Origin of the sequence: Actinomadura luteofluorescens (assembly GCF_013409365.1) — a bacterium.
GTDB classification, from domain to species: Bacteria; Actinomycetota; Actinomycetes; order Streptosporangiales; family Streptosporangiaceae; genus Spirillospora; species Spirillospora luteofluorescens.
In genome coordinates, this window is record NZ_JACCBA010000001.1 from 1,002,659 (window position 1) to 1,028,187 (window position 25,529).

General features: G+C 70.3%; 23 protein-coding genes. 15 read left to right on the forward strand and 8 right to left on the reverse strand.

Annotation, left to right across the window (positions count from 1 at the left end; all coding sequences use genetic code 11):
- Window positions 1-7: 7 nt before the first annotated feature.
- The 6 genes from BJY14_RS04370 (at window position 8) to nhaA (ending at window position 4,883) form a co-directional block, all read left to right on the forward strand.
- Window positions 8-481, forward strand: a complete 474-nt coding sequence (locus BJY14_RS04370; RefSeq protein ID WP_179842417.1) for a nuclear transport factor 2 family protein — start codon at window positions 8-10, stop codon at window positions 479-481.
- A gap of 248 nt (window positions 482-729) precedes the next feature.
- Entirely contained in the window at window positions 730-1,203 is a 474-nt protein-coding gene (locus BJY14_RS04375; RefSeq protein ID WP_179842418.1) for an HIT family protein, read from the forward strand.
- A 166-nt stretch (window positions 1,204-1,369) separates the two neighbouring features.
- Entirely contained in the window at window positions 1,370-1,969 is a 600-nt protein-coding gene (locus BJY14_RS04380; protein WP_179842419.1) for a molybdopterin-dependent oxidoreductase, read from the forward strand.
- Window positions 1,939-2,649 carry a ferredoxin reductase gene (locus BJY14_RS04385; protein WP_179842420.1) on the forward strand — a complete coding sequence of 237 codons (711 nt, stop codon included), beginning with the start codon at window positions 1,939-1,941 and terminating at the stop codon, window positions 2,647-2,649. Before BJY14_RS04380 ends, BJY14_RS04385 begins: the two co-directional genes overlap by 31 nt.
- 16 nt (window positions 2,650-2,665) lie before the next feature.
- The gene (locus BJY14_RS04390; protein WP_179842421.1) at window positions 2,666-2,977 is read left to right on the forward strand and encodes a DUF6510 family protein; all 312 of its coding nucleotides are present in this window, start codon (window positions 2,666-2,668) and stop codon (window positions 2,975-2,977) included.
- Window positions 2,978-2,987: 10 nt separating this feature from the next.
- Window positions 2,988-4,883 carry a Na+/H+ antiporter NhaA gene (nhaA, locus tag BJY14_RS04395; RefSeq protein ID WP_179842422.1) on the forward strand — a complete coding sequence of 632 codons (1,896 nt, stop codon included), beginning with the start codon at window positions 2,988-2,990 and terminating at the stop codon, window positions 4,881-4,883.
- Between the two features lie 36 nt (window positions 4,884-4,919).
- Here the strand turns inward: nhaA and BJY14_RS04400 are convergent, their stop codons facing one another.
- Window positions 4,920-5,747: a glycosyltransferase family 8 protein gene (locus tag BJY14_RS04400; RefSeq protein ID WP_179842423.1), complete on the reverse strand. Its 828-nt coding sequence runs from the start codon at window positions 5,745-5,747 to the stop codon at window positions 4,920-4,922.
- Between the two features lie 530 nt (window positions 5,748-6,277).
- Between BJY14_RS04400 and BJY14_RS04405 the strand changes: the two genes are divergently transcribed.
- Window positions 6,278-7,168 carry an NAD-dependent epimerase/dehydratase family protein gene (locus BJY14_RS04405; protein ID WP_179842424.1) on the forward strand — a complete coding sequence of 297 codons (891 nt, stop codon included), beginning with the start codon at window positions 6,278-6,280 and terminating at the stop codon, window positions 7,166-7,168.
- 142 nt (window positions 7,169-7,310) lie between these two features.
- Entirely contained in the window at window positions 7,311-8,138 is an 828-nt protein-coding gene (locus BJY14_RS04410) for a transporter substrate-binding domain-containing protein (protein ID WP_179842425.1), read from the forward strand.
- A gap of 102 nt (window positions 8,139-8,240) precedes the next feature.
- Here BJY14_RS04410 and BJY14_RS04415 read toward each other — a convergent pair whose 3' ends face one another.
- The 5 genes from BJY14_RS04415 to BJY14_RS04435 all read right to left on the reverse strand — a co-directional run bounded on the left by BJY14_RS04415 (window position 8,241) and on the right by BJY14_RS04435 (window position 13,875).
- Complete coding sequence (locus BJY14_RS04415) at window positions 8,241-9,248, reverse strand: LacI family DNA-binding transcriptional regulator (protein ID WP_179842426.1); 1,008 nt, start codon at window positions 9,246-9,248, stop codon at window positions 8,241-8,243.
- Window positions 9,245-10,621, reverse strand: coding sequence for a GH1 family beta-glucosidase (locus BJY14_RS04420; protein ID WP_179842427.1), 1,377 nt, complete (start codon window positions 10,619-10,621; stop codon window positions 9,245-9,247). The genes BJY14_RS04415 and BJY14_RS04420 overlap by 4 nt, the downstream gene beginning before the upstream one ends.
- On the reverse strand, window positions 10,618-11,454 hold the full coding sequence (locus tag BJY14_RS04425) for a carbohydrate ABC transporter permease (protein ID WP_179842428.1): 837 nt from the start codon (window positions 11,452-11,454) through the stop codon (window positions 10,618-10,620). Before BJY14_RS04425 ends, BJY14_RS04420 begins: the two co-directional genes overlap by 4 nt.
- Complete coding sequence (locus BJY14_RS04430) at window positions 11,451-12,449, reverse strand: carbohydrate ABC transporter permease (protein WP_179842429.1); 999 nt, start codon at window positions 12,447-12,449, stop codon at window positions 11,451-11,453. The genes BJY14_RS04425 and BJY14_RS04430 overlap by 4 nt, the downstream gene beginning before the upstream one ends.
- Before the next feature lie 115 nt (window positions 12,450-12,564).
- Window positions 12,565-13,875, reverse strand: a complete 1,311-nt coding sequence (locus BJY14_RS04435) for an extracellular solute-binding protein (RefSeq protein ID WP_179842430.1) — start codon at window positions 13,873-13,875, stop codon at window positions 12,565-12,567.
- 293 nt (window positions 13,876-14,168) lie between these two features.
- On the opposite strand from BJY14_RS04435, the gene BJY14_RS04440 reads away from it, so the two are divergent.
- The 3 genes from BJY14_RS04440 (at window position 14,169) to BJY14_RS04450 (ending at window position 18,284) form a co-directional block, all read left to right on the forward strand.
- The gene (locus BJY14_RS04440) at window positions 14,169-17,102 is read left to right on the forward strand and encodes a glycosyl hydrolase (protein ID WP_218905100.1); all 2,934 of its coding nucleotides are present in this window, start codon (window positions 14,169-14,171) and stop codon (window positions 17,100-17,102) included.
- A gap of 181 nt (window positions 17,103-17,283) precedes the next feature.
- Window positions 17,284-17,679: a rhodanese-like domain-containing protein gene (locus BJY14_RS04445; RefSeq protein WP_179842431.1), complete on the forward strand. Its 396-nt coding sequence runs from the start codon at window positions 17,284-17,286 to the stop codon at window positions 17,677-17,679.
- Window positions 17,680-17,708: 29 nt separating this feature from the next.
- Window positions 17,709-18,284, forward strand: a complete 576-nt coding sequence (locus BJY14_RS04450) for a carboxymuconolactone decarboxylase family protein (RefSeq protein ID WP_246395795.1) — start codon at window positions 17,709-17,711, stop codon at window positions 18,282-18,284.
- A 34-nt stretch (window positions 18,285-18,318) separates the two neighbouring features.
- On the opposite strand, the gene BJY14_RS04455 is transcribed toward BJY14_RS04450, so the two are convergent.
- A complete protein-coding gene (locus tag BJY14_RS04455; protein ID WP_179842433.1) occupies window positions 18,319-20,820 on the reverse strand; it encodes an ATP-binding protein in 2,502 nt (833 codons plus the stop codon).
- 455 nt (window positions 20,821-21,275) lie between these two features.
- Here BJY14_RS04455 and BJY14_RS04460 point away from each other — a divergent pair, with 455 nt between their 5' ends.
- Window positions 21,276-21,782: a hypothetical protein gene (locus BJY14_RS04460; protein ID WP_179842434.1), complete on the forward strand. Its 507-nt coding sequence runs from the start codon at window positions 21,276-21,278 to the stop codon at window positions 21,780-21,782.
- 106 nt (window positions 21,783-21,888) lie between these two features.
- Here BJY14_RS04460 and BJY14_RS04465 read toward each other — a convergent pair whose 3' ends face one another.
- Window positions 21,889-22,890: a helix-turn-helix domain-containing protein gene (locus BJY14_RS04465; protein WP_179842435.1), complete on the reverse strand. Its 1,002-nt coding sequence runs from the start codon at window positions 22,888-22,890 to the stop codon at window positions 21,889-21,891.
- A gap of 343 nt (window positions 22,891-23,233) precedes the next feature.
- Here BJY14_RS04465 and BJY14_RS04470 point away from each other — a divergent pair, with 343 nt between their 5' ends.
- The 3 genes from BJY14_RS04470 (at window position 23,234) to BJY14_RS04480 (ending at window position 25,440) form a co-directional block, all read left to right on the forward strand.
- Window positions 23,234-23,857 carry a TetR/AcrR family transcriptional regulator gene (locus BJY14_RS04470; RefSeq protein ID WP_179842436.1) on the forward strand — a complete coding sequence of 208 codons (624 nt, stop codon included), beginning with the start codon at window positions 23,234-23,236 and terminating at the stop codon, window positions 23,855-23,857.
- Between the two features lie 114 nt (window positions 23,858-23,971).
- Window positions 23,972-25,186, forward strand: a complete 1,215-nt coding sequence (locus BJY14_RS04475; RefSeq protein ID WP_179842437.1) for a cytochrome P450 — start codon at window positions 23,972-23,974, stop codon at window positions 25,184-25,186.
- A gap of 5 nt (window positions 25,187-25,191) precedes the next feature.
- Complete coding sequence (locus tag BJY14_RS04480) at window positions 25,192-25,440, forward strand: ferredoxin (RefSeq protein WP_179842438.1); 249 nt, start codon at window positions 25,192-25,194, stop codon at window positions 25,438-25,440.
- Window positions 25,441-25,529 lie beyond the last annotated feature (89 nt).

A 25,529-nucleotide genomic window follows, 5' to 3' on the forward strand; every position in this document is an offset into this window, starting at 1 on the left:
CCGCGACATGCCACCGACGAACCCGCCGACCGGTTCGGCGAGCAGGCTCCAATGGCTGGTCGACCGGGCGGCGATCAGCGATCTGCTCATCGACGTCGCCCGCGCGCTCGACGACCGGGACTGGCAGGGCTACGCGGCCGACTTCACCGAGGACGGCGTGCTCACCGTCTCACCGCTCATCGCCCAGACCATCACCCACCGCGGACGCGAGGGCATGGCCGAGTTCGTCGCCGGCAACCTCGGCCGATACGCAGGCACCCACCACCTCAGTACCAACCACGAGATCACACTGGACGGTGACACGGCCGAAGCGCGGTCCTGCTTCTTCGCCGCGCACCTGATCGACGCGAACGACCCGCGACGACACGCCGACGGAGCCGGATGGCACCATTGGAAGCTCCGCCGCACCCCCGAAGGCTGGCGCTGCTCTCACCTCACCCTGGAGATCCGCTACTTCTCCGGCGAAGTCCTCCTGTCCTAGCCGGAGTCCTGCCTCCGGGCCTCTTCTGGGTGGGCAATCGTCGATCGCTGGGCGCAGGATGTTCGATCCGCGAGGACGGGTGCCGTCCACCCTCCGCGTCAGAGGACGGCCCGGCGTCCGTCAAGTCCGACGCCGCCCCGGATACCCCAACAAGATCCTTCTCAACACGCGCTTCAATGACGTCGACGAACGACCGCCTTGCGAGTCTTCGGCAGCGCTCGGGGCCTGACGCCTGGAGGATTGCTGTCATGGAACCTGTCGCTGGGTGTCTCGCGTGCGATCTTCTTGTCGGGGTTCGGCCTCTTCCCGGAGGTCGTCTGGCGGAGTCGTCGGGTTGGGTCGTCGAGCACTCGGTGGGGCCGCTCGGCCTGGGGACGCTGGTGGTCAAGCCGGTGCGGCACGTCGTCCATGTCGCCGAGTTGAGCGTGGTCGAGAGTGCGGCTCTGGGTCCGTTGCTGCAGCGAGTGGCCGCAGCGGTGACGAAGGTCGTCCAGCCGGAGCAGGTCTACGTATGCCTCTGGTCCCATGCGAATGCCGCGCCGGGCCACCTGCATTTCGTGGTCCAGCCCGCGACGAAGGCCGACATGGCCCGGTTCGACGCGTTCGGCCCAGCACTGCAGATGGCGATGTTCCGTGAAGGGGCAGTGCCAGACGAGACCGAGGTGGAAGCGTTGTGTGAGCGACTCGGAGCGGCCTTGTCCCTCTCGCCCCATGGAGCGTGAGACGTCGGCAAGGGCACGGTGCCCTGAACACCGTCTCACCCTCATGAGGAGGCTGAGGTGACGGTGGCGGGGGGCGTCGCGTGGTGGGGGTCGCATCGGGCTCGTCGTGTTGGGGAAGGTAGGCCCAGAGGACGGGGTTCGTTCGGCCTGACGAGAGGGGGCTGTGATGGGGATCGTTTCGCCTGGGTTCCACGGGCGGCGGCGCGAGTCCGCGGTCCAGTTGCCGCCTGGGCAGTACCTGACCGAGGACTTTCCCGTGCTGTCGGCCGGTCCGACCCCGCGGATCCCAGAGGAGGAGTGGGAGCTCACGGTGGCCACGGAGACCGGGGGCCAGTACCGGTGGACGTGGCGGGAGCTGCTGGACCTGCCGTTCGAGACGCCGCGCGTGGACATCCACTGCGTCACCAAGTGGTCCAAGCTGGGCACGGACTGGCAGGGGGTGTCGCTGGACGTCCTGCTGGAAGACGTGGAGACCGCGGCCGATTTCGCGCTCGTCTCCTCGTACGGCGGGTACACCACCAACCTGCCGCTTGAGGATCTGCTCGACGGCCAGGCATGGATCGTCTACCGCTATGACGGGGAGGAGCTGGCACCGGAGCACGGGGGCCCGGTGCGGCTTCTGGTACCGCATCTTTACTTCTGGAAGTCGGCGAAATGGTTGCGTGGCATCGACCTGCTGACCGAGAACGAGCCGGGCTTCTGGGAGACCGCCGGATATCACGACTACGGGGACCCATGGCGAGAGCAGCGGTACCAGGGCGACTGACGTGGCGCGTCGCGCGGCTGGCTGAGACGCGTCGGGAGACGGATACGGCCCGCACGCTCGTCTTCGATGTGCCGGGGTGGCCGGGCCATCTGGCCGGTCAGCATGTCGACGTGCGGCTGACCGCGGCAGATGGCTATACCGCGCAGCGCAGCTACTCGCTCTCCGCGCCTGACCGGGTCGAGCTCACCGTGCAGCGGATAGCGGACGGTGAAGTCTCCCCGTATCTCACCGATGTGCTCGGCATCGGCGACCCCGTCGAGCTCCGGGGTCCGGTGGGCGGCTGGTTCGTGTGGCGGCCCGATGCGGGACGGGACGTCCTGCTGATCGCGGGCGGTTCCGGCGTCGCGCCGCTGATGGCCATGGTCCGTGCTCGCCGCCTGGCCGGCAGTGGCGCGCGGTTCCGGCTGGTGTACTCCACGCGCACGCCCGGGGACGTGTTCTACGCCGACGAGCTTCGGCGTCCCGAGCCCGGCCTGGATGTCGCGCATGTCTACACCCGGGTGGCGCCCGAGGGCTGGCCCCGCCCGCCCGGCCGGCTGACGGCGGCCGATCTCGGGGACGGGCCGCCCGACCGTGACTGCTTCGTCTGCGGGCCGACGGGGTTCGTGGAGTCGGCGGCCGACCTGCTGCTCGCCCGCGGTCACGACCCGCGCCGGATCAGGACCGAACGGTTCGGCTGAACGGAGGCTGAGCGAGATGAACGTGCCCCGCCGGGAGGACACCTCGATGGACCATGTGGACGGCAACGCCTTGGCCGGTCCCCTGAGCGAGCTGTTCGCCGTGGACATCACGGCGGCAACCGGCCGCTGCGTCAACTGCGGCCTCACCGGCCCGATCGCCGAGCTGCGGGTGTACGACCGGGCGCCCGGCCTGGTCGCCCGCTGTCCCGGATGCGGCCACGTCCTCCTGCGGTACGTCCGGACGCCGGACTCCGCCTGGATCGACCTGACCGGGACCGTCTCGCTGCGTGTCCGGCTACCGGACGCGGACGAGGAGGAGCGCGGATGAGCGTCCAGCGGTGACGGACCGCGGAGCAGGCCCGCCCTCCGGATCGTTCGCCGACCGGACCGCGTGGGCACGCAACCTGCGCACCCCGCTGCGGGAGTTCCTGTACACCGAGACGGGCGGCGCCGTAGTCCTGCTGGCCTCGACGATCGCCGCACTGGTGTGGGCGAACGCGGACGCGTCCTCCTATGACCGGGTATGGGGGACGCAACTGTCGATCCGGTTCGGTGGCGCCGGCCTCTCGCAGGATCTGCGGGGGTGGGTCAACAACGGCCTGATGACGGTGTTCTTCTTCGTGGTCGGTCTCGAAGCGCGCCGCGAGTTCGACATGGGAGAGCTCCGCGACCGGCGGCGGTTCGCGCTGCCGCTGGCAGCCGGTGTCGGCGGGATGGCCGTGCCGGTGGCGATCTACCTCGCCTTCAACGCCGGCGGCCCGGCCGCCCACGGCTGGGGCATCGCGATGTCGACCGACACCGCGTTCGCGCTGGGCGTGCTCGCGCTGGTCGGACGGGGCCTGCCCGCACGGCTGCGCACGTACCTGCTCACGGCCACCGTCGTCGACGACGTCATAGCGCTCGCGGTGATCGCGATCGTCTACAGCGGCGACATCGCGCTGCCACCGCTGCTGCTGGCGATCGGCATCCTCGCGGTGACCGTGCTGGTGCGCGCCCTCGGGGTGCGGCAGATCCCGGTGTACGTCGTGCTGGGCGTCGCCGCGTGGGCGGCGGTCCAGTCCTCCGGGGTGGAGCCGGTGGTCGTCGGCCTCGTGATGGGACTGCTGACGTACGCCCACCCGGCGGCGCGCGACGACCTGGAACGCGCCACCGAGGTGTTCAGGCTGTTCCGGGAACAGCCCACCCCGGAGTTCGCCCGGTCGGCGCGGACCGGGGTGGCGGCGGCGATCTCCCCGAACGAGCGGCTCCAACTGCTGATCCACCCGTGGACGAGCTACGCGGTCGTGCCGCTGTTCGCGCTGGCGAACGCGGGCGTCACGATCACCGCCGGGTTCCTGGGCCGCGCCTTCACCTCGACGGTGACGCTCGGCATCGTGATCGGCTACGTGGTGGGAAAGCCGCTCGGGATCCTCGGGTCCTCCTGGCTGGTGACCCGGGTGAGCCGGGGCCGGTTGCGTCCGCCGGTCGGCTGGGCCGCGGTCGGTGCCGGCGGCACGATCGCCGGCATCGGCTTCACGGTGGCCCTGCTGATCGCGACGCTCTCCTTCACCGGTGGGAGGCTGGAGGAGGCCAAGATCGGCATCCTGTCGGCGGCGCTGTGCGCCACGGTCGTGACCTGGGTCGTCGTCCGCGCGACCGCGCTGCTGCCACCGCGCAGGCGGCTGCGCGCGCTGCTCGGGACGGCGGAGAGCATCATCGACCTGGCCGCGCCGGTCGAGCCCGGTCGCGACCATGTCCGCGGTCCCGCGAAGGCGCCGGTCACCGTGGTGGAGTACGGCGACTTCGAGTGCCCGTACTGCGGGCGGGCGGAGCCGGTCGTCCGGGAACTGCTCGCCGACCACGGGGACGTCCGGTACGTGTGGCGCCACCTGCCGCTCAACGACATCCATCCCCGGGCCCAGCTCGCGGCCGAGGCCGCGGAGGCGGCCGCCGCGCAGGGCCGGTTCTGGGAGATGCACGACCTGCTGCTCGACCGTCAGGAGGCGCTGAGCCCCCGGGACCTGGTCCGCTACGCCGGCGACATCGGCCTCGACGTCGACCGTTTCCGTGCCGACCTGCGCCGGCACGCCGGTGCCGGACGGATCGCCGAGGATGTCGACTCGGCCGACCTGAGCGGCGTCTCCGGTACCCCGACCTTCTTCGTCAACGGACGGCGCCACGTCGGCGCCTACGACATCGCCACCCTCTCCGCGGCGGTCCGGGGCGCCCGCAAACGTGCGGCGATCGGCTCCTGACACGAGGGGCCGCCTACCACGAGCAGACTTACCCCGTCAGTCGAGGCTGCTTGCCGAAATTGCGGCCGGCAGGTTCGGGCGCCATCCTGCCCATGGAGTCGCGTCCACGTACTCGAAGAACAACTGGGTGAACTCGGGTCGTGCCAGCGTGGCGCCGGGTTTCATGTCGCCGAGGAAGTGGATGATCGCCGGTCGGTCGCTTTTGCGCTCCGAATAGTGATTCCATCTGCTGGGCAGCGCTTTCCACTGGTTCTGCAACACGACGTTGAAGCCGTACTGGTCGTGCTGGTTCCAGCGATTTCGGATGAGGAGGCGGTGGCGATCGATCTGGCAACGTCGGAGCACGCGTTCGCCGATCTCTTCGGCTCGCCACCGCGCCAGATCGATCACCATCACGCCGGAGTTGAAGTAGGGCGCGTCGCCGTCGAGGCCGATCTCCTGCCAGTGGCTGATGGCGTCCTTGATGACCGACACCAGATCACCGGCCGCGGCGACGGGGTTGCCGTCGAGCGGCATGCTCCACAAGGGGAAAAGGTCTTCGAGGACGAGCGTGTCCGAGTCGATGTAGACGGCGCGGCTCACGGTGTCAGGATAGATCTTCGGCAGGAGGCACCGGAAGTAGTGGGGATCCAGTATCAGCGGGTCGGCCTCTATCCCCCATCCCTGATAGCTGGCCGGATCCATCGAAACCCAGCTTACGGCGATCTGATCGGCCAGGCTCTCCAGCTTCTCCTGATCCCGCCTGGAAACACCCTTGTGCATAATTGTCAGCTCAACTTGGGTGCTCGTGCTCCGGTGGGTCGCCAGCGAATGGACCATGGCGGCGGTGTACGGCAGATAGTTCTCATCGGTCGCCGTGGCCACCCATATGACTGGATCCTTCGACCGCGTAGAGCTGTTTTCGGCAGAGGCATCACCAGTCACGGACTCTCCCCGGATCGGCGGACATTACGCCCATCAATGCGTCCGCATATTACATCACCATGAGTATATTTGTCCAGCAAAGGTTCGGCGACCGCCGTGCCCGCCGTGCCGCCCCGAGACCATGACGCTGAAGCCATATAAGGCATATGCGGCACCCACAGTTGCGGATGTCCGTAATTCAGTCGCCATTACGTGACCTGGGAACACATGGTATATCATCGCGGCGACCAATGGAGACTCCCAAGGGACCGGCTGCGAGGCCGTGTCGCCGCACCGTTGATAGTATCGACCTTTTTCACGCCCCCTCCCCCAATGGTTTCTGCTCGGTTGCGGCGGAGCCGACGGCCTTTCTCATGCCGGCACGGACCTCCATTCAATGATGCGTGACCTCAAGCGACTGGCTCCTGGTTGGAGCATCGCTTCGGTAGCCAGAGTTTCTGTGCAGCCTCGATGTTGCGAGAGGAAGCAGAATGACTCGAGTACTCGTGACAGGTTCGTCCGGGTTCATCGGACACCACGTCGTGACGCGGTTGCAGTCCGACGGTCTGGACGTGACGGGGCTGGATCGTCGGACGGGCCACAACTCAGGCGACTTCATCCACAAGGACCTGCTCGACCTCCGAGAGGACTTCCACCTTCACCATCGCCTGAAGTCCTTCACTCATGTGATTCATCTCGCCGCAGAGGCCTACGTCCCCACGTCCGTCACCCATCCCGATCGATACGTGCAGAACAATGTGATCGGGACGACCAACCTCATTGAAGTACTAGCCGCGGCGCCCCACATCACCCGTTTCCTTCTGGTCTCCTCATGTGAGGTATACGGCACGACGTCCGTGCCGGTGGACGAGTCGGCGTCCCCGCGACCCGCGAGCCCCTACGCTGCGAGCAAGCTGAGTCAGGAGGCGTTCTGCCAGGCGGCCGCACAGTGTTGGGGGCTGCCTCTGGTCACCGCCCGGCTCTTCAACAACTATGGCCCCGGTCAGCAGCCCGACCGTCTGATTCCAGCACTGATGCGAGCCTGCACCGAGGGAACCGAGTTCAGCATGACCTCGGACGGAAGCCAGACTCGGGACTGGGTTCATGTCCGAGATACGGCCGACGCCTTGGCGCGCCTCCTTTTTGCAGATGACGTGGAGGGCGGCATTTACAATGTGTGCGCCGAGAACGAGGTTTCCGTGCATGAGATATGCCGGCTGGTGTTCTCGCACGTGGAGAAGCCGCCAAAGGTCGTACGCGCCTCAGCGATCGAGGGCCATCTGCGCCGTTCAGCGGGGATCGGCAGGAAACTGAGAGAAGCAACCGGATGGTCCCCTGCGGGTTCGCTGGACGGCCACCTGAAGGAGGCGTTCACGTATTGAGCCTCGGGCTCATCGGAACAGCATCGAGGCAACGCTCGCCCCCGCTCCGGTCACTGCTGCGTGGAGTTCGGCCCGCACGGCGAATGAGTCCGGCGTCCGCCTCCGGCGCCTTCAGCCGGTCTATGGTCATTTCGTCGGAAACGTGCGGGAGGTCCGGGTGGCGGTGGGGCGGGTTCTGGCGGCGATCGTGCTGGCGGGTGGGATGCTGATGGCGTGCGGCCCGGGCGGCTCCGAGTCGTTGCTGGACGAGCCGACCCTGGTGGTGGGGGTGCGGCCGGACCTGCCGGGGCTGGGGCTGCGGCGACCGGACGGCCGGTTCGAGGGGTTCGACATCGATGTCGCGCGGTACGTGGCGGACCGGCTCGGGAAGAAGGTGCGGTTCGTCCAGGTGCTGGCGTCCGAGCGGATCACGGCGCTGACGTCGGGGCGCGCCGACCTCGTCCTCGCGACCCTGTCGGTCACGCCCGAACGCAAGACGCAGGTCGCGTTCGCCGGGCCGTACTACATGTCCTACCAGGACGTGCTAGTCCGGTCGGACGAGCGCGGCGTCAAGGGCGTCCGGGACCTGACGGGGCGCCGGTTCTGCGCCGTCGAGGGGGCCGACCCCATCCAGCGGCTGCTGGCGGTGCACGGGATGACCGCCAGGACCGTCCCCGCCAAGAGCTATGACCAGTGCATGAGCATGATCAAGGGTCGGACGGTGGACGCGATCACGACGAACGACGTGATCCTGGCCGGCCTCGTCCGGCGGGAGGGCCGCGGGTATCGGCTCGTCAACGCTCGGATCAGCGAGCAGAACACCGGCATCGGGCTCCGCCGCGGCGACGTCGAGGGGTGCGAGGCGCTGAACCGGGCGATCACCCGCATGTACCAGGACGGGACGGCGGCGAGGTTGATGAACCGGTGGTTCGGCGGCACCGGGCTGGACCTGTCGATCATCGAGGTGCCGCAGTTCGAGGGGTGCGTCTAGGGCCTGTCTCGTCGGCGGTGTCAGCCGGGGCCGGCGAACGCCCGGCCGAAGGGCCGGATCCGCGGACCCGGTCCCTCCGGCCCAGCGCTCACGCCGGCCCGGTCAGGCGGACTCGCGGACGACCAGTTCGGTGGGAAGGATCTTGTAGCGTTCCCGGTCCGGCGGGCGCCGGCCCTCGGCCAGGGTCAGCAGGAGGTGGACCATCGCGGCGGCCTGCTCGCTCACGGGCTGGCGGACGGTGGTGAGCGGTGGTTCGCAGTAGCGCGCCGCCTCGATGTCGTCGAACCCGACGACGGCGACGTCGTCCGGCACCCGCCGCCCGGCGGAGCGCAGCGTGCGCAGCGCCCCGATCGCCATCATGTCGTTGGCGGCGAACACCGCGTCGAGCGCCGGATCGTCCTCCAGCAACTGCCGCATCGCCTCCGCCCCGGACTCGCGCGTGAAGTCGCCCAGCGCGATGATCGGACGGCGGCCGGCGTCGCGCAGGGCCTCGCGGTATCCGGCGAGGCGGTCCTGGCCGGCGACCATGTCGAGCGGGCCGGTGATGGCGGCGATCCGCCGGCGGCCGGTGCCCAGAAGATGGCGCACGGCGGCGGCCGCGCCGCCGGCGTTGTCGTTGTCGACGTACGGCAGGTCCACCGGAACCGTGGGCCGGCCGTAGGAGACGACCGGGACGCGCAGGCGCCCGAGGGCGGCGGGCAGCGGATCGGCTCCGTGCATCGACATCAGCATGACGCCGTCCACGTGGCCGCCCGCCACGTACCGCTCGACCCGCGCGTGCCCGCCCGGCGATCCGGCCAGCATGAGCACCACCTGCTTGTCGGCGGCCTCCAGCTCGACGCTGGCCGAGCGGATCACGGTGGAGAACATCGGATCGTCGGAGAACACCCGGGTGGGCGGCTCGGACACCACCAGGGCGTAGGAGTTGGTCTGCCGGGTGACCAGGCTTCGCGCCGCCGGATTGGGCACGTAGCCCAGCTCCCTGATCGCCAGCTCGACGACCTCCCGGATGCGCGGGTTGACGGTCGCCGACCCGTTCACCACCCGGGAGACGGTGGCCCGGGACACGCCCGCGCGTGCGGCCACCGCCTCCAGTGTGGGCCGGCTCAATCTCGCACCCCGTTCCTGCGGATCACGTCGCGGAACCACAACGCGCTGTCCTTCACGATGCGGCGCTGAGAAGCGTAGTCGACGTAGACGATCCCGAATCGGCGCCGGTATCCCTCGGCCCATTCGAAATTGTCCAGCAGCGACCAGACGAAGTACCCGCGCAGGTCGGCCCCGGCCTCGATGGCGGCGTGGGCGGCGGACAGGTGGTCGCTGAGGTAGGCCATCCGGTCGGCGTCGGCGACACGGTCGCCGTCCGGTTCGTCGGGGAAGGCCGCCCCGTTCTCGGTGACGACCAGCGGCACCCGCGGGTGGTCGCGGGACAGGCGCGTGAGCAGGGCGGTCAGCCCGGTCGGCTCGATCGGCCAGCCCATCTCGGTGGTCACGCCCCGGGCGGGCAGGAACGCGATGCCCTCGCTGCCGGGGTGGGCCGGGTCGGCCGGTGCGCCCGGCACGGCGGCCACGTACGTGGGGTTGTAGTAGTTGACGCCGAGCAGGTCGATCGGCTGGGCGATGGCGGCGGCGTCGCCTTCCGCGATGTGGCCGAGTCCGCCGTGCCTCTCCACGATCGCCCGCACGTCGGACGGCAGGGCGCCCGTCAGCACGGGGTCGAGGAACTGCCGGTTGACCAGGCCGTCCACCAGCCGTACCGCGTCCGCGTCCGTCCCCATGACGGGCGAGAGGTTGAGGGTGAGGCAGATCTGCGGCGCACCGCCGGCCCGCAGGGCGGACGTGCCGAGCCCGTGGGCGAGCAGCAGGTGGTGGGCCGCTCGGAACGCGGCGGCGGGGTCACGGCGTCCGGGCGCGTGCTGGCCGGACGCGTACCCGAGGAACGCCGCGACCCATGGCTCGTTGAGCGTGGTCCAGGCCGTGACGCGGTCGCCGAGCCGCTCGTGCACGGCCGACGCGTAGTCGGCGAACCTGAGGGCGGTGCTCCGGTCGGCCCATCCGCCACGCTCCTCCAGCGCCTGGGGAAGGTCCCAGTGGTAGAGGGTGGCGTACGGGTCGATGCCGTGCGCGAGGAGTTCGTCGACCAGGCGGTCGTAGAAGTCCAGGCCGCGCGGGTTGACCGGGCCGGACCCGTCGGGCTGAACCCGCGGCCAGGCGATCGAGAAGCGGTACGCGGGCAGTCCCAGTCCGGCCATCAGCGCGACGTCGGCGGCGTACCGGCGGTAGTGGTCGCAGGCGACCTCGCCGGTGTGGCCTCCGGCGACGGCGCCGGGCCGGGTCGAGAAGACGTCCCAGATCGACGGGCCGCGCCCGTCGTCGCCGGTCGCGCCCTCGATCTGGTACGCCGCGGTGGCGGCGCCCCACACGAATCCGGGTGGGAAGGCGAGCGTCCGGCCGGACGCGCCGGTGTCGGTGCGCGTGGTCATCCCTTGACCGCCCCCTGCATGATGCCTCCGATGATGCGTTTGCCGAGCAGGGCGAAGACCAGCACCAGTGGCAGCGTGGCCACCGCGGTGCCGGCCAGGCCGAGCGAGAAGTCCTGGACGTAGCCGCTGGCGAGTGCGGACAGCGCGACCTGGACGGTCGGGTCGTCCGGGGTGAGGACGACCAGCGGCCAGAAGTAGTCGTTCCAGGCCGTCATGAACGTGAGCATGCCGAGAACGGCGGCGGCGGGACGCGCCACCGGCGCCACGACGTGCCAGAAGAGCCGCCAGTTGCCGCAGCCGTCGACGCGGGCGGCCTCCAGCAGCTCGGTCGGCAGCGCCCGGGACAGGTACTGGGTCATGAAGAAGACCCCGAACGCGTTGACGAGAGCGGGGGCGATGACCGCGTACAGGGTGCCGGTCCAGTGCAGCTTGATCATCAGCATGTACAGCGGGATGATCCCGAGCTGGGTCGGGATCATCATGGTCCCGACGGTCAGCCCGAGCAGCAGGGTGCGTCCGCGAAAGCGCAGCTTGGCGAACGCGAAGCCGGCCAGCGTCGAGAAGAACACCACCGAGAGTGTGATGGAGCCCGCCACGATCAGGGAGTTCAGCAGCGCCAGCGCGAACGGCGCGGTGTCGAAGACCTTGGCGATGTTGGCGAGCAGGTTTCCGCCCGGGACCATCGGCGGCGGCACCTCGGCCATGGCGCCGTTGTCCTGCGAGGCGACGATGACGCTCCAGTAGATGGGGAAGGCGGAGAAGAACGCCACCCCGATCAGCGTCAGGTGGGTCAGCCTGTGGGGCAGCGAACCGCGGGCGCGGAGTCCGGTCATGACAGGCCCCCCTTCATGCGGCGGGCGAGCAGGAAGTTGACGCCCACCGCGACCATGACGAGCAGCAGCATCAGCCAGGCGGCGGCCGACGCGTAGCCGAAGTCGAAGTTGCGGAAGCCCAGCTCGTAGAGGTAGAGCGACAGCGTCTGGAACTTGCGGCCCGCGCCGCCGGTGGCGATCGCGGCCGGCCCGACCTGGGCCCCGAAGAGCATCGGCTCCGCCATGATCTGCATCGAGCCGATGGTGGACACGATCATCGTGAACAGGAGGGTCGGCTTGATCATCGGGACGGTGATCGAGCGCAGCTGCTTGAGCCGCGACGCTCCGTCGATGGTGGCCGCCTCGTACAGCTCCCGCGGGACGGCCTGCATCGCGGCCAGGTAGATGAGGGCGTTGTAGCCGGTCCAGCGCCAGATGATCATCAGGGCGATGGCCACGTGGCTGGACGCGGTGCCGGCCTGCCAGTCGACGCGGCCGGCGCCGAGGTGGGTCAGCACCATGTTGATCAGGCCGTAGTCGCGGCCGAACAGCTGGCTGAAGATGACGACGACCGCCACGACGCTGGTGACGTTGGGCAGCAGCAGGGTGATGCGGTAGAAGGTCTGCGCCTTCAGCGGCCGGTTGAGCAGGTGGGCCAGCCACAGCGCGAGCAGCAGCTGCGGCACCGCCGACAGCACGCCGATCGACGCCGTGTTGAACGCCGCGTTCCAGAAGTTGCCGTCGGACAGCAGGGTGCGGAAGTTGTCGAGGCCGACGAAGCCCTGGTCGCCCTTGAGCAGGCTCCAGTCGTGCAGCGCGACCCAGGCCGTGTACAGCAGCGGGAACAGCCCGAACACGGCGAAGATCACAAGGAAGGGCGAGACGTAGGCGTACGGGCTGACGGCGCGGTCGAACCGGTTCCACCGCGAGCCGCCCGGCCGGTGCCGGGCGCGGGTGGGGCCGGTTCGCCGCCGGGCGGTGGCGGTGGGGAGCGGGTCGGTCTGGCGCAGGGCCATGGAAGATCCTTTCGTGAGCCGGCCCGGACGCCGCGCGGGCCTCCGGGTTCGGCGCGTGCGGCCGGCGAGTCCCCGGGGAACCGGAGACCCGCCGATCAGCCGTCACGCCGGCGGGCTACTTGACCTTCGACACGTCGTCCAGAGCCTGCTTCCAGGCCTGGTCAGGGGACTGCCTGCCCTGGTCCACGCGGGTCAGGCCGTTGCCGATGGCGGCCCTGACCTGGCCTTCGGCCGGACCGAGGTGCTGGGGGTCGAGGCTCTTGGCCGAGTCGGCGTAGATCTTCCCGACCGGCGCCCCGTTGAAGAACGGGTTGGTGTGGTCGCGGACTTCGGGCTTGTCGTACAGCGCCGGAAGTGAGGGGAAGTTGCCGATGGCCTTGAACACCGCCTCCTGCTGGGGTGCGGCGGAAAGGAACTGCACCAGTTCGGCGGCCTCCTTCTGATGCTTGCTCTGGGTCGGCACCGTGAGGTGAGTGCCGCCCGCGCTGCCGCCGCCGCCCGGGATCGCGGCGATGTCCCACCGCCCGGAGGAGCCCGGGGAGTGCTCCTGGATGTAGGCCATCATCCAGGCCGGGCAGGCGACGGTCGCGAAGGAGCTCTTGGCGAAGCCGGTGTCCCACGCGGGCGTGAAGGAGGTCAGTTTGGCCGACAGGCCGTCCGCGACCATCCGCGTCGACAGGTCCCACGCCTGCTTGACGGCGGGGTTGGTGGCCGCCACGACCTTGTCCTGCCGGTCGTACACGCCCTCCGGGGCCTGCGCCACCATCGCGCGGAAGAACTCGCCGGGGCCGTCCACGAACTTCGCGCCGGACGGAGCCTTCGCGGCGAAGCGCCGGCCCGTGTCCAGGAACGCCTGCCAGGTCGGCCACAGCGCGGAGACCTTGGCCCGGTCGGCCGGCAGCCCGGCCTTCGCGAACAGGTCGCGCCGGTAGCACAGTGCCAGGCCGCCCACGTCCGTGCCCAGTCCGATCACCGCGCCGTTCGCGGCGACGCCCTGCTGCCACTTCCAGGCCAGGTACTCGCTCTGCCGGGTGGACGCGCCGTACTTGCGCAGGTCCACGAAGCGCTGCGGCTGCGCGGTGTAGGTCCCGATGTAGCCGACCTCGATCGCCTCGACGTCGGCCGCGCCGCTGCCGGTCGCGATGTGCGCGGCCAGGTTGGTGTGGTGGTCGTCGTAGGTCGCCTGGCGTTCCTTGATCCGGACGTTCGGGTGCGCCTGCTCGAACCGGCGGTAGAGGGGTTCGAACCCGAAGTCGCCGAACAGGCCGACCGACAGCGTGATGTTCTCCTTGCCGGCGGCGGCCGATCCGCCGCAGGCTCCGGCCAGGAGCAGCGCGCCGGCGGTGATGGTCGCGCTGAGGGCACGCGCGGGCGTCCCTCCTCGCGTGCGGGGACGGGCGCGGCGGCCGCCCAGTGTCGGTCTCATGAATCCTCCGGGGCCGAGTGATCGTCTGCTGCCGAGAGAGCGCTCTCCCAAGAGATTGGGCCGTCGACTCGTCGACTGTCAACGGGTTCGCCTACAAGAATGCTGGTTTGCCGCCTCATCACACGCGTCCAGGATTCGGTATTGACGGCGCCGAAGGATTGCGCTCTTCTGTGTGAGAGCGCTCTCTCGTCTGCGCCTTCCGCGCAGCCCCCGCCCGCCCTCCACCCACCCCCTCCGCACGGCATGTTCACGTCCCCCGACGCCGTGCGGATCAGATCTGGGAGGCGTTAACGATGACCGCGTCCGACATGTCCCGGCCACCAGGCCGCCGGCGGCCGATCCGCGTCCGCCCGCGCCGTCCGTACCAGGCCCTGGTCGCCGCCGGCGTCGCCGTGCTGATCGCCGGAGTCCTGTCCCTGGCGGCCCTCCGTCCCGGCGACGCCGCCGCCGACACCGTGGGTGCCGGCGGCTACACCACCACCCAGGTCGGCCCGCTGCCTTCGGGATGCGGCTCGATCTCGACCGACCCGCGCCAGTGGGTGACGGCCAACGCCCCGTCCGGCGCCGTGCCGACCAACGACTGGTGGTCGTCCATCCTGTGGAAGCGCACCAACTGCGCGTACGGCGAACCGCTGGCCGCCAACCCGCTGAGCTTCCGCGCCCAGGCCGGCGGCCTCGGGTTCTCCTACACCACGACGCCGTCGATCAGCGGCTCCGCGACCGGTCCCGGGGAGTACCACTTCCCCTACAGGGAGGACTTCGTCGCCGGAGTGGCCCAGCTGAACTCCTCCGAAGTCAAGGTCGACGGCTGGAGCGACTGGACGGTGAGCCCATATCTCAGCGACGGAGCGCGCTCCCTGCGCGCCACGATCGGCAAGGGCCTGCCGTTCGCGTTCTTCCGCACGTCCGGAGGTAACGCGCGGATCGCCGCCTCCGGCGGGGCCACCCCGGCCGTCTGGTCCAACAGCGGTTCCTGGATCGGTTACACCATCAACGGCCACGACTACGCGGCCTACGCCCCGTCCGGAGCGACCTGGACGGTCAGCGGCTCGACGATCGGCTCGACGCTCGCCGGGAAGGACTACTTCTCCGTCGCCGTCCTGCCGACCACCGCGTCGAGCAGCGATGCCGACCGGAAGAGCCTGGCGACGGCCTACGGAAAGTCCGCCTACGACCACGTCACCGGCACAGTGGTCTCCTACCGGTATGACGAGGCGGGGAGCACCGTGACGACGACCTACAAGTTCACCACCGCCGCCATGGAAGGCGGCGGCACGGGAACGGTCGCGGCGCTGCTCCCCCACCAGTGGCGATACTTGGCGGCGGGCACCCCGCTGCCGCAGACGTACATCTCACCGCGCGGCTCCCTCAAGGTCCTCACCGGGATCGGCTCCTTCACCACCTCGATGCGGTTCCACGGTGTGCTCCCGGAGGTGCCCGCCGTCGCGGACTCCGGCGGATCCGACGCGGCCACCCTGCAGAACTACCTCGACGCCGAGAAGTCCGACCCGACCAGGCAGGTCAGCGACGACACGTACTGGACCGGCAAGGGCCTGGGGCGCGCCGCCCGCCTCGCGGAGATCGCCGACCAGACCGGGAACACGGCGGTGCGGGACGCGGCGCTGTCGGCGATCAGGTCCAAGCTCACCGACTGGTTCACCGCCCCGTCCGGGAAGACGGCGCACGTCTTCTACTACGACCGGAACTGGGGGACGCTCATCGGCTACCCGGCCTCCTACGGGTCGGACCAGGAGCTCAACGACCACCACTTCCACTACGGCTACTACATCGCCGCGGCTGCGACCCTGGCCAAGTTCGATCCCCAGTGGGCGTCCACGGAACGGTACGGCGGAATGGTCGACCTGCTGATCCGCGACGCGAACAACTACGACCGCGCCGACACCCGGTTCCCCTACCTGCGCGACTTCGACATCTACGGCGGCCACGACTGGGCGTCGGGGCACGGGTCGTTCGCGGCGGGCAACAACCAGGAGTCGTCGTCGGAGGGCATGAACTTCGACAACGCACTGATCCAGTGGGGGCAGGCCACCGGGAACACGGCCGTCCGCGACGCGGGCATCTACATGTACACGACGCAGGCGGCGGCGATCCAGGACTACTGGTTCGACACCAAGGACCAGATCTTCCCCAGCGGCTTCCCGCACCGCGAGGTCGGCATGGTCTGGAGCGACGGCGCGGCGTACTCCACCTGGTTCTCCGCCGATCCGGCCAAGATCCAGGGCATCAACCTGCTTCCCGTCACCGGCGGCCACCTCTACCTCGGCCACGACCCGGACTACGTGCTCACCGACTACAGGGACATGCTGACCAACAGCGGAACGACCCAGCCCTCCTCCTGGACGGACATCTGGTACGAATTCCTCGCGCTCGGCGACGGGGACAAGGCACTGGCCGACTTCCGCGCGAACAGCGGCTTCACGTCCGAGGAGGGTGAGAGCAAGGCCCATACCTTCCACTGGGTCCGCAACCTGGCCGCACTGGGGCACGTCGACACGAGCGTCACCGCCGACAGCCCCCTGAGCAGCGTCTTCGTCAACAACGGCGCACGCACGTACGTCGCTTCCAACATCACCTCGACGGACCGCACCGTCCACTTCTCCGACGGCACGACTCTCACTGTGCCCTCCGGCAAGACGGTCGCCTCCGGGGCGAACGAGTGGAGCGGCGGCAGCGCGACCGGAGGCGGCGACGGTGGCGGAACCCCCACGCCGACGCCGACGCCCACTGGGACGCCCTGGAAATCGACGCTGTATCCGCAGAGCGACGGGAGCGTGCTGTCGTCCCCCGGCACGACCGGCACCGCCACCCTCGCATCGGCCGGCGGGCAGAACCACGACGGGACGCCGACCAACCCGGTGACCTTCACCGCCAAGGGAGTGACCCTCAAATACAACAACGGCGCCACCGCCTTTGACCTCGCTGTCGACGCCGGGACCGCGGTAGCGAACGGCCCCCAGGTGCGGATCTCCTACGACCGCACCGGGGACGGGACGTGGGACAGGGTGGAGACCTATCACTACTACGCCACCGACCCGCAGCCCGGCTACGAGCACTACACCCAGACCGCCGGTCTGGAGTCGGCGACCGGATCTCTGGGCGACCTGGACGGCGGCACCGTCAGGATCGAGGTCTGGAACGCCATCGGCGCCAACCCGACCACCCTCGGCACCGGCGACAAGTCCGTCGTGACCCTGCCCTACAACTGACCGCACGCCCTTTGCGGGCCTTGGACGCGGCGAGGCTCCTGGCAGTGCGAAGTCGACCAAGAACTACCGCACTGCCAGGAACTCCTCCCCGGACGGTGTCTCCGTACTGAGCACGGATGTGCCTTCTGCCGGGCCCTTGTCAGATAGAGGGCAAGGACACCCGACAGTTCGAGGTGAGGAAATGAGCGGTTCCGTACGGCAGCTGGTGACTCGCGCACGAGACGAGGTGCGCAACCTGTCGGTGCCAGAGGTCGCCGACGCGCTGGAAGGCGGCGATGTGGCGCTGGTCGATCTGCGCGAGCCCGACGAGGTCCGGCGCGAGGGCGCCATCCCGGGCGCGATTCAGGCGCCCCGTGGAATGCTGGAGTTCTGGGCGGATCCCGCCAGCCCGTACCACCGTGAGGAATTCGTCCCGTCCGCGCGGACGATCCTCTACTGCGCCTCCGGCGGCAGGTCGGCGCTGGCCGCGCAGACGCTGCAGGTGCTCGGCTACACCGACGTCGCACATCTCGACGGCGGGCTGGCCGCGTGGAAGGAGCAGGGCCGTCCGGTCACCTTCGCGGCGGGACGGCGATGAACGAGATCGGCTTTCTTTCGGCCCCTCCCATGACCGACGAGGCGCAGCGCATGTTCGACGAGGACGTCGCCGACACCGGTCACGTCATGAACAACTCCAGGCTTTGGGCCTACCGGCCCGGCCTCGTCGCCGGGCTCTTCGAACTGCTTCGTGAGGCCGGCAAGGCGGCCGGGCTGGACGGCCGCGAACGCGGCATCCTCATCGCCGCGTGCGCTTCGGCCGCCGGCGACTCGTACTGCGCACTGGCCTGGGGATCCCGGCTGGCGGAGGCCGGCGACGCGGACACCGCCGCCGCCGTGCTCCGCGGCGCCGACGTCGGGCTGACCGCCCGGGAGCGGGCCCTCGCCGGTTGGGTGCGCAAGGTCGCCGTCATGCCCCACGGCACTTCTGGAGAAGACGTGCAGGAGTTGCGCGACACCGGTTGGGACGATCTCCAGGTCTTCGCGATCACGGTGTTCGCGGCGCTGCGCATCGCGTTCTCGACCGTCAACGGCGCGCTCGGCGCACGTCCGGACGCCGCCTTCCGCGCGACCGCTCCCCCGGCCGTCCTCGACGCCGTGACCTTCGGCCGTCCGATCGAGGACGAGACCTCGAAGCTCAGCTGACGCCTCCGGCGGGAACGCGGCCGGTCACAGGGCTTCAGAGCGAGGGCAACGCGGTGAGCGGAGTGCTCCGGCCGGTGGCGAGGGCCGTGGCGAAACCGGCGGGTCCGAGGCGTTCGCGGAGGACGGCCCGAAGTGGCGGCTCCGGGCTCGCGGGTGACCTCGGGGCGAGGTTCTCGGCGGCGCCCAGCAGGATCGCTGCGCGGTCGGATCGCCCGGCCGCGTGATCGGCGTCGGCGAGCAGGAGCAGGCTCGTCACGAGCACGTTCCGGTCGCCCAGGCCGACGGCGATCTCCAGGGCCTCGGCGAGGTGCCGCCGGGCGGGCCCGTGGTCACCGGCGGAGGCGACGGCGCCGCCGAGCCCGTGGAGGCACCGTGCCGCGCAGCGCAGGTCGCCGATCTGGCGGAACTCGGATAGCAGCCGGGCGAACCGGGGTCCGGCGGCGGTGTGGTCCTCACGTGCCTGGTCGAGGCGGGCGAGGGCGAGCTCGGTGTGCAGGCGCTCGTGCTCGTTGCCGCTGGTCCCGGCCAGCCGGCCCGCCTCGGCCAGCCAGGTCGCGGCCTCGTCGAGACGGACGCGGTCCTCGATCGCGAGATTGGCCATGTGGAAGAGGCAGTTGGAGCGCTTGACCGGGTTGTGGAGTCGCTCGAAGAGGTCGGCGGCATCCGCCAGCCGGGTCAGGGCGGCCGAGGTGTCCGGCGCGGACAGCCCGAGGCAGAACAGCGCCAGAGCGCGATGCCAGTCGTCGCCCAGCCGCTCGAAAAGGGAGACGGCCCGTTCGAGGACCTCGAACTCGCTGCCCTGCTCCACCGCCGCCGCCCTCGCCGTCCAGCCGACTGCGAGCAAGGCCAGGGCCCGGTCCCGCGCAGAGGAGTTCCCGGCGCGCTCGTACGCCTGTTCGGCGAACCTCCGCGCCCGTTCGGTGTCCTGGTAATCGAGCAGGAAGGCGCAGGTGATCGCCGCTCGGACGCCCAGGGAGCCCTGCGGGAAGGGATGCTCGTCGAGCAACGTGCCGAGCCAGTCGAAGAGCTCGCCACGGGCGCCGAGCACCTCCCATCCGGTGCCGATGCCCGCGAGGAACTCCCACGCGACCTTCGTCTCCGGCTGCTGGAGAGCCCATTGCATCCCGGCCCGAAGGTCCGCCCAGTGGTGCCCGAACCAGCGGAGCGCGGCGGCCTGGTCTCGCCCGCACAGGTCGGTCAGCGCGGCCACGCCCTGCCCCAGGTGGTGGCGGGCATGCTGTTCCCGTGCCACATCGGCGGTCCCGCTCGCCTGGAGCCGCCGGTGCGCGAACTGGCGGACGCTGTCGAGCAGCCAGTACTCGGTCGTCTCGTCCCGCCGCCGACGCGAGATCAAAGAGCGGTCGAGGAGCCGCGGGAAGACCTGGACGAGGGTGGCCGCGCTCAGCGGCGGATAGCCGAGGATCCGTGTCGCGGTGTCGTAGTCGAACGCGGACGGGAACACCGAGCAGCGTTCGAACAGCAGCCGCTCCTCGCCGCTCAGGAGCTCGTAGCTCCAGTCCAGCGCCTCCTCAAGGGTGCGGTGCCTGGCCGGTGACCCGTGCGGCCCGTCGGTCAGCACCGCGAACCGGTCGTCCAGCCGGGTCCGCAGCTCCGCCGCGGAGAACGCGCGGGTCCGGGCCGCCGCGAGCTCGATCGCCAAGGGCAGGCCGTCCAGCCTGCGGCAGATCACCGCCACGTGCCGGGCGTTGTCCGAGGTGACCTCGAAACCGGGCGAGACCGCGGCGGCGCGGTCGGCGAACAGCCGCGCGGACGCCGCGCTCAGCACGGCCGCCGGATCGTCGCCCTCCTCGGGGACCGGAAGCGGCGGGACCTCGTACACGACCTCCCCCGCCACCCGCAGCGGCCCGTGGCTGGTGGCCAGCACATGGAGGCCGCGCGTGGTGGCCAGCAGATCCGCGAGCAGCGCCGCCGCGCCGTCGGCCACATGCTCGCAGTTGTCGGCAAGGAGCCAGTGCCGGCCCTTCGCGAGCGCGGCGCGGATCCGGGCGCGGGAGCCGCCCCCTTCCCCGTCCCCGGCGACGAGGCCGAGAGCGTCGGCGAACTCCCGCTCCACGCTCTGGCCGGGCGGGACGCGGGCGAAGTCGACCAGGACGGCGGGCGGCAGGGCGGTCACCGCGTTCGCCAGTCGCAGCGCCAGCCGGGTCTTGCCGGCCCCGGCGGGTCCCGTCAGCGTGAGCAGCCGGTTCTCGCGGACGAGCCGGTGCAGGTCGTCGATCTCCCGGCCTCGTCCGACGAACGAGGAGATCGGCTTGGGCAGGGCGGCGGCGTCGCGGAGCGCCCTCAGCCGCTCCGCCGCCTCGACCAGGATCCGGCGGTTCGGCGCGGCCTGCCGGTCCGGGCCGCCGAGCTTGCGGAGGAGGGCCGAGACGTGGCTTTCCACGGTCCGCTCGGACACGTTCAGGGCATCGGCGATCTCCTGGTTGTGCAGGCGGTCCCCGACGAGCCAGAAGATCTCCAGCTCACGGGGCGTCACCCCCGCCGCCCGCAGCTCGTCCGGAAAGACGTCCGATCCCACCCTTGGAGTATCCCGTCATCAACGCGCAGACCCGCACAGGCCCTGACCCGCGCGCGCGGCGAGAGAACGAGGCCGCGCACGTCAGTGCGAGGACCCCATTCCAGGTCACCGCATCAGGCGTCAAGCCTGTAGCGCGGTTGGGACCTCTTCCAGGCGAAGACGAGGCCGGAGAGGCCCGCTCGCTCTCACCTTCTGACCGTCCACGAAAGGCTGGAGCGGGCATGGAGTCCACCACCGCTGATGCCGGGGTCGGTCACGAGCGCGCGGTCTCCTGGGCGCCTCCCGGACGGCCGTCGCCGAACACTGCACCGATCCTAAAGCGGTGTGCACTCACCCGATAGATGTCTTATGGCGCCTCATTCAGACTTCTGAGGAAGAACTCGCTGATCCAAGAGTGGTGCGCACGAGCGCTCACCGCGAACCAGGAGGGCCATATGATTATGCGAACGGCGCGAATGCGGAAAAGAAGGCTCGCCGCGGTCACCGTCGCGGCATCGGCCATGCTGCTGTCGACGGTCGCCGTCGCACCGAACGCGTCCGCCGACCCCTACATCGGCCCCGGGGGCGAGCCGACGATCGACGGCATCTCGGGCCCCTGGAGGTGGATGGACCGGCCACGCGGCGAGGAGTCGCGGAACTACCTGCCCTCATGCGCCAAGTACTACGCCTGCCTGTACGTGCTCTCGAACCAGACGAGCACGAGGAACTACTGGTACGTCTTCCGGCTGTACGACGAGAAGTCCTACCGCGTCCACAACTTCAACTACGACAGCAAATACCAGTGGATCATCAACAACCAGACGGGCGACGCGGACGTGCTGACGTTCGACGGAGGTGTGATCGGGAGCATTATCTCGTGTTATCCGGCCCCCGCCTCCGCGCCCGACCTCTCGCGGAATTTCAAGTCCGCCAACTGGTACCCCGTCTGGTCCCTGGACACGACCTATCACGACTATTGCTAGCTCCCTGCCCAGGGCAGGGCACGGGCTTCGCTTTCTCCGCCGCCATCGGACTCGCCGCCGTCCTCTCACCCTCGACGGGTCATGATCGTGCGGCCGGGCGGGACCGTCAGACCGAGGGGTCCGACGGTCCTCGGCCGTTCCCTGCGGAACTCTGGCGGAACTGGCGAGGGGAGAGCCCGTAGGCGGCGCGGAAGGCCTGGCTGAAGTGCGCCGGACTGGTGAAGCCCCAGCGGGCCGCGATTGCTCCGATCGGTGTGGCGGCCAGCATCGGGTCGCTCAGGTCGCGGCGGCACCGTTCCAGGCGGCGTTCGCGGATCCAGCCGGCGACGGTGATTTCTTCAGCTCGGAACAGTTGGTGCAGGTAGCTCACCGAGATGTGGTGGGCCGCGGCGATCGCGCCCGGTGTCAGATGCGCATCACCCAGGTTCGCTCGGATGAACGCGTGGATCTGCGCGAGCAACGCGCGCCGCCGCCCGTCCGGCGGGACGGCGTTGCGGGCGTCCAGTTCGGCGGCCAGCGCCGCGGTCAGGACGTCGAGGGTCAGGGTGGACACCCGCACCGCCTCGGCCGCGCTGAAATCCTCGAGCCGCCGGGCCAGCTCCAGCAGGTACTGGGAGGCCAGCGCACCGATGCCTCGGTCACCCCGGATGCGGACCGCGCTGAGGTCCCGCAGACCCCGCTCGGGCATCGGCAGCATCGAGCGCGGAAACTGCAGCGAGAGCAGTTGGCCGCCCGCGGGGTCCCCCGATCCGAACCTGGTCAGGTAGGGACGCGAGCTGTCCCGGAGCATCAGATCACCGGTGCGCAGATCGGCCCGCCGATCAGCTTGCTCCCCCATGGCGTGACCGCGAACGGCGCAGGTCACGAAGAAGGTCTCGGGGTCGGACCGGCGGATCAGCCCGGGCGTGCGCTGGATCGTCAGCGACGTCGCCGTCAGCAGGGTCGCCTGGAGGGAGGCGGGCCCGCCGAGAGCGGTATGGGCCTGGAACGGGCCTTCCAGGTGCGGTTCGCAGCGCGCGTCCAGCGGCATCCACATCTTCGAGCTCATCTCGCGCCAGAAGGCGAACCGCTCTTTCACCGGGATATCGGCGAAGCTGACCACGTCCATGACCCACCAAAGCTCTGCCGCCGTCTGGCTGGATCAGCAGCATCACCCGATCGAACTCACGAACGCAACCCGGCACCTGGGCGCGCAGGGCCGGATGACGGCGTGCAGGGCGCACGGCGCCCGGCCCGCGGTAGAAGTCGTCGTCCGCCCCTCCGACGCCGACCGGCTCCCGACGACGGTCACCGGCCATCTCGTCAGGCCGAGACGCGGACGGCGCCTTCGCCCATTCGGCGGCGCTCACCGGCGGCCCGGCGTTTGTTCTTTTCCGTCCCGGGGACTGCCGTGACACTTCTGCTGGCCTACGGTGTTGAGCACCCTTGATCCGGCGCGGAGGGCGGGCGGCATGCGGGACGACGTGACGGCGCGGAGCGGGCTGAGGAAGGTGCCGCTGAGCAGGCCCGAGCGGCGCGCGGAACTGTTCGACGCCGTCCTCGCCCTGCTCTCGGAGGTCGGGTACGAGCGGTTGACCATGGACCTGGTGGCGCGGCGCGCGCGGGTGGGCAAGGCGACGCTGTACCAGCGCTGGCCCACCAAGGCGCACCTGGTGATGGCCGCGATGGAGCGCTACCGGCCCGTGGTGTCGGGGCGGGACGCCGGGTCGTTCACCGAGGACATCCGCCAGCTGCTGATGGCCTACGTCGCCAGCTGGTCGAGCCTGGACCGCGGGCTGGTCATCGCGCTGCTGGAGGGCAGCCGCCGGGACGCCGAGCTGGCCCGGATGCGCCGCGAGCGGCTCGCCGATCCCGTGCGGCGCGCCATCGAGGCGGCGCTCGACCGGGCGCGCGAGCGCGGCGAGATCCCCGGCCGGGTCGACGCCGGGCTGCTGGCGGACCTGCCGTTCGCGGTCATCCTCGGGCATGTGCTGATGCAGGACGAGCCCCCCGGCCACGACCTGGTCGATCGCTTTGTGGACGGCATCCTGTCCCCCCTACTGGACGTCCCCAACCAGCCGGAACCTCGCATATAGAACGAGTCCGTTCTATTTTCGGAGCGGATGCCGTTCGTTGGTTCCGGCGGGCCGCCCTGTGCCGTCCCGCCGCGAGCGGCACAGCGCGAGTCTCCGAGGAAGGGATCTCGTCCCATGCGCGTTCCGCAGCCCCCCGCCTCCGTTCCCGCCCCCGCCCCGCTGCCCACGCGGCGCGACGACCCGCTCGACCCGCCGCCGGCGCTCGGCCTGCTCCGCACGGAGTCGCCGGTGTCCCCGCTGTCGTTCCCCGACGGCGCGACCGGCCTGCTGCTGACCCGGCACCGGGACGTGCGCGAGATCCTGGCCGACGAGCGGTTCAGCGCCGACCGGTCGTCGGCCTCCTCGCCGATCAGGCGGCCCGCCTTCCGGCCCGAGGACCGTACCGGTTCGCTGCTGTTCCTGGACCGGCCGGAGCACACCCGCTACCGGCGGCTGCTCACGCCGTTCTTCACCACCCGCCGGATGCAGGCCCTCGCGCCGCGCGTCGAGCGGATCGTCGCCGACCACCTCGACGCCCTGCGCGCGGCCGGCCCGCCCGCCGACCTGGTTCCGGCGTTCACCCTGCCGATCCCGTCCCTGGTGATCTGCGAGCTGCTCGGCGTGCCCTACGCCGACCGCGCCCGCTTCCACGCCTGGTCGGCCGACCTGCTCAGCATCACCGCGGACACGGGTCGGGTGGCGGAGGCCAGGGACGCGCTGATGGGGTACATGCGGGAGCTGGTGGCCGCCAAACGGCGCAGCCCGGACGACGCGCTGCTCGGCTCGCTGATCACCTCCGGGGCCGGGCTGAGCGACGCCGAACTCGGCGGCATCGGCCGGCTGCTGCTGGTCGCCGGGCACGAGACCACCGCCAACATGCTGGCGCTGGGCACCCTCACCCTGCTCACCCGTCCGGACCAGCTGGACGCCTTCCGCCGCGGCGCCGAGGCCGCCGGCCCCGCGGTCGAGGAGCTGCTGCGCTACCTCAGCATCATCCAGTTCGGCGTCGTCCGGGTGGCCAAGGAGGACGTCGAGATCCACGGCCACCCGGTCCGCGCCGGGCAGACCGTGGTCCTGTCGCTGCCCGCCGCCAACCGCGACCCCGAGCACTTCGAGAGGCCCGACGAGCTGGACGTCACGCGGCCGCCGTCCCAGCACGTGGCGTTCGGCCACGGCATCCACCAGTGCCTCGGCCAGCAGCTGGCCCGCGTGGAGATGCGCATCGCGCTCACCGCCCTGTTCGACGGGCTGCCCGGCCTGCGCCTCGCCGTGCCGCCCGACGAGGTGCCCATGCGCCACGACATGTTCATCTACGGCGTCCACCGGCTGCCGGTGAGCTGGGAGCGGTGACCGCCATGCGGATCGTCGCCGATCACGACCTCTGCCTCGGCGCGGGACAGTGCGCCCTGTTCGCGCCGGAGGTCTTCGACCAGTCCGACGAGGACGGCACCGTCGTCCTCCTCACCGAGTCTCCTCCCGAGGACCTCCACGAGACGGTCCGCCAGGCTGTCCGGATGTGCCCCAACCAGGTCATCAGCCTGCACGAGGCCGCGGAAGAGGCCGACGCCGATACGACAACGCCCGTGGACGCGCCCTCTCCATGACCGGGCCACCCGCCCGGCGCGCCCTCGCGAGTCGCGGGCGCGCCGGGAGCCTCCGGCTTCAGGTTCCAGGGCGCGGCCGGCTTCGACCT

Bases quoted from the DNA above. Each gene is read 5' to 3' on its own strand.
- BJY14_RS04370 (WP_179842417.1), top strand. From the start codon at position 8: ATGCCACCGACGAACCCGCCGACCGGTTCGGCGAGCAGGCTCCAATGG.
- BJY14_RS04375 (WP_179842418.1), top strand. From the start codon at position 730: ATGGAACCTGTCGCTGGGTGTCTCGCGTGCGATCTTCTTGTCGGGGTT.
- BJY14_RS04380 (WP_179842419.1), top strand. From the start codon at position 1,370: ATGGGGATCGTTTCGCCTGGGTTCCACGGGCGGCGGCGCGAGTCCGCG.
- BJY14_RS04385 (WP_179842420.1), top strand. From the start codon at position 1,939: ATGGCGAGAGCAGCGGTACCAGGGCGACTGACGTGGCGCGTCGCGCGG.
- BJY14_RS04390 (WP_179842421.1), top strand. From the start codon at position 2,666: ATGAACGTGCCCCGCCGGGAGGACACCTCGATGGACCATGTGGACGGC.
- BJY14_RS04405 (WP_179842424.1), top strand. From the start codon at position 6,278: ATGACTCGAGTACTCGTGACAGGTTCGTCCGGGTTCATCGGACACCAC.
- BJY14_RS04420 (WP_179842427.1), bottom strand. From the start codon at position 10,621: ATGACCACGCGCACCGACACCGGCGCGTCCGGCCGGACGCTCGCCTTC.
- BJY14_RS04425 (WP_179842428.1), bottom strand. From the start codon at position 11,454: ATGACCGGACTCCGCGCCCGCGGTTCGCTGCCCCACAGGCTGACCCAC.
- BJY14_RS04430 (WP_179842429.1), bottom strand. From the start codon at position 12,449: ATGGCCCTGCGCCAGACCGACCCGCTCCCCACCGCCACCGCCCGGCGG.
- BJY14_RS04435 (WP_179842430.1), bottom strand. From the start codon at position 13,875: ATGAGACCGACACTGGGCGGCCGCCGCGCCCGTCCCCGCACGCGAGGA.
- BJY14_RS04440 (WP_218905100.1), top strand. From the start codon at position 14,169: ATGACCGCGTCCGACATGTCCCGGCCACCAGGCCGCCGGCGGCCGATC.
- BJY14_RS04445 (WP_179842431.1), top strand. From the start codon at position 17,284: ATGAGCGGTTCCGTACGGCAGCTGGTGACTCGCGCACGAGACGAGGTG.
- BJY14_RS04450 (WP_246395795.1), top strand. From the start codon at position 17,709: ATGACCGACGAGGCGCAGCGCATGTTCGACGAGGACGTCGCCGACACC.
- BJY14_RS04460 (WP_179842434.1), top strand. From the start codon at position 21,276: ATGCGGAAAAGAAGGCTCGCCGCGGTCACCGTCGCGGCATCGGCCATG.
- BJY14_RS04465 (WP_179842435.1), bottom strand. From the start codon at position 22,890: ATGGACGTGGTCAGCTTCGCCGATATCCCGGTGAAAGAGCGGTTCGCC.
- BJY14_RS04470 (WP_179842436.1), top strand. From the start codon at position 23,234: ATGCGGGACGACGTGACGGCGCGGAGCGGGCTGAGGAAGGTGCCGCTG.
- BJY14_RS04475 (WP_179842437.1), top strand. From the start codon at position 23,972: ATGCGCGTTCCGCAGCCCCCCGCCTCCGTTCCCGCCCCCGCCCCGCTG.
- BJY14_RS04480 (WP_179842438.1), top strand. From the start codon at position 25,192: ATGCGGATCGTCGCCGATCACGACCTCTGCCTCGGCGCGGGACAGTGC.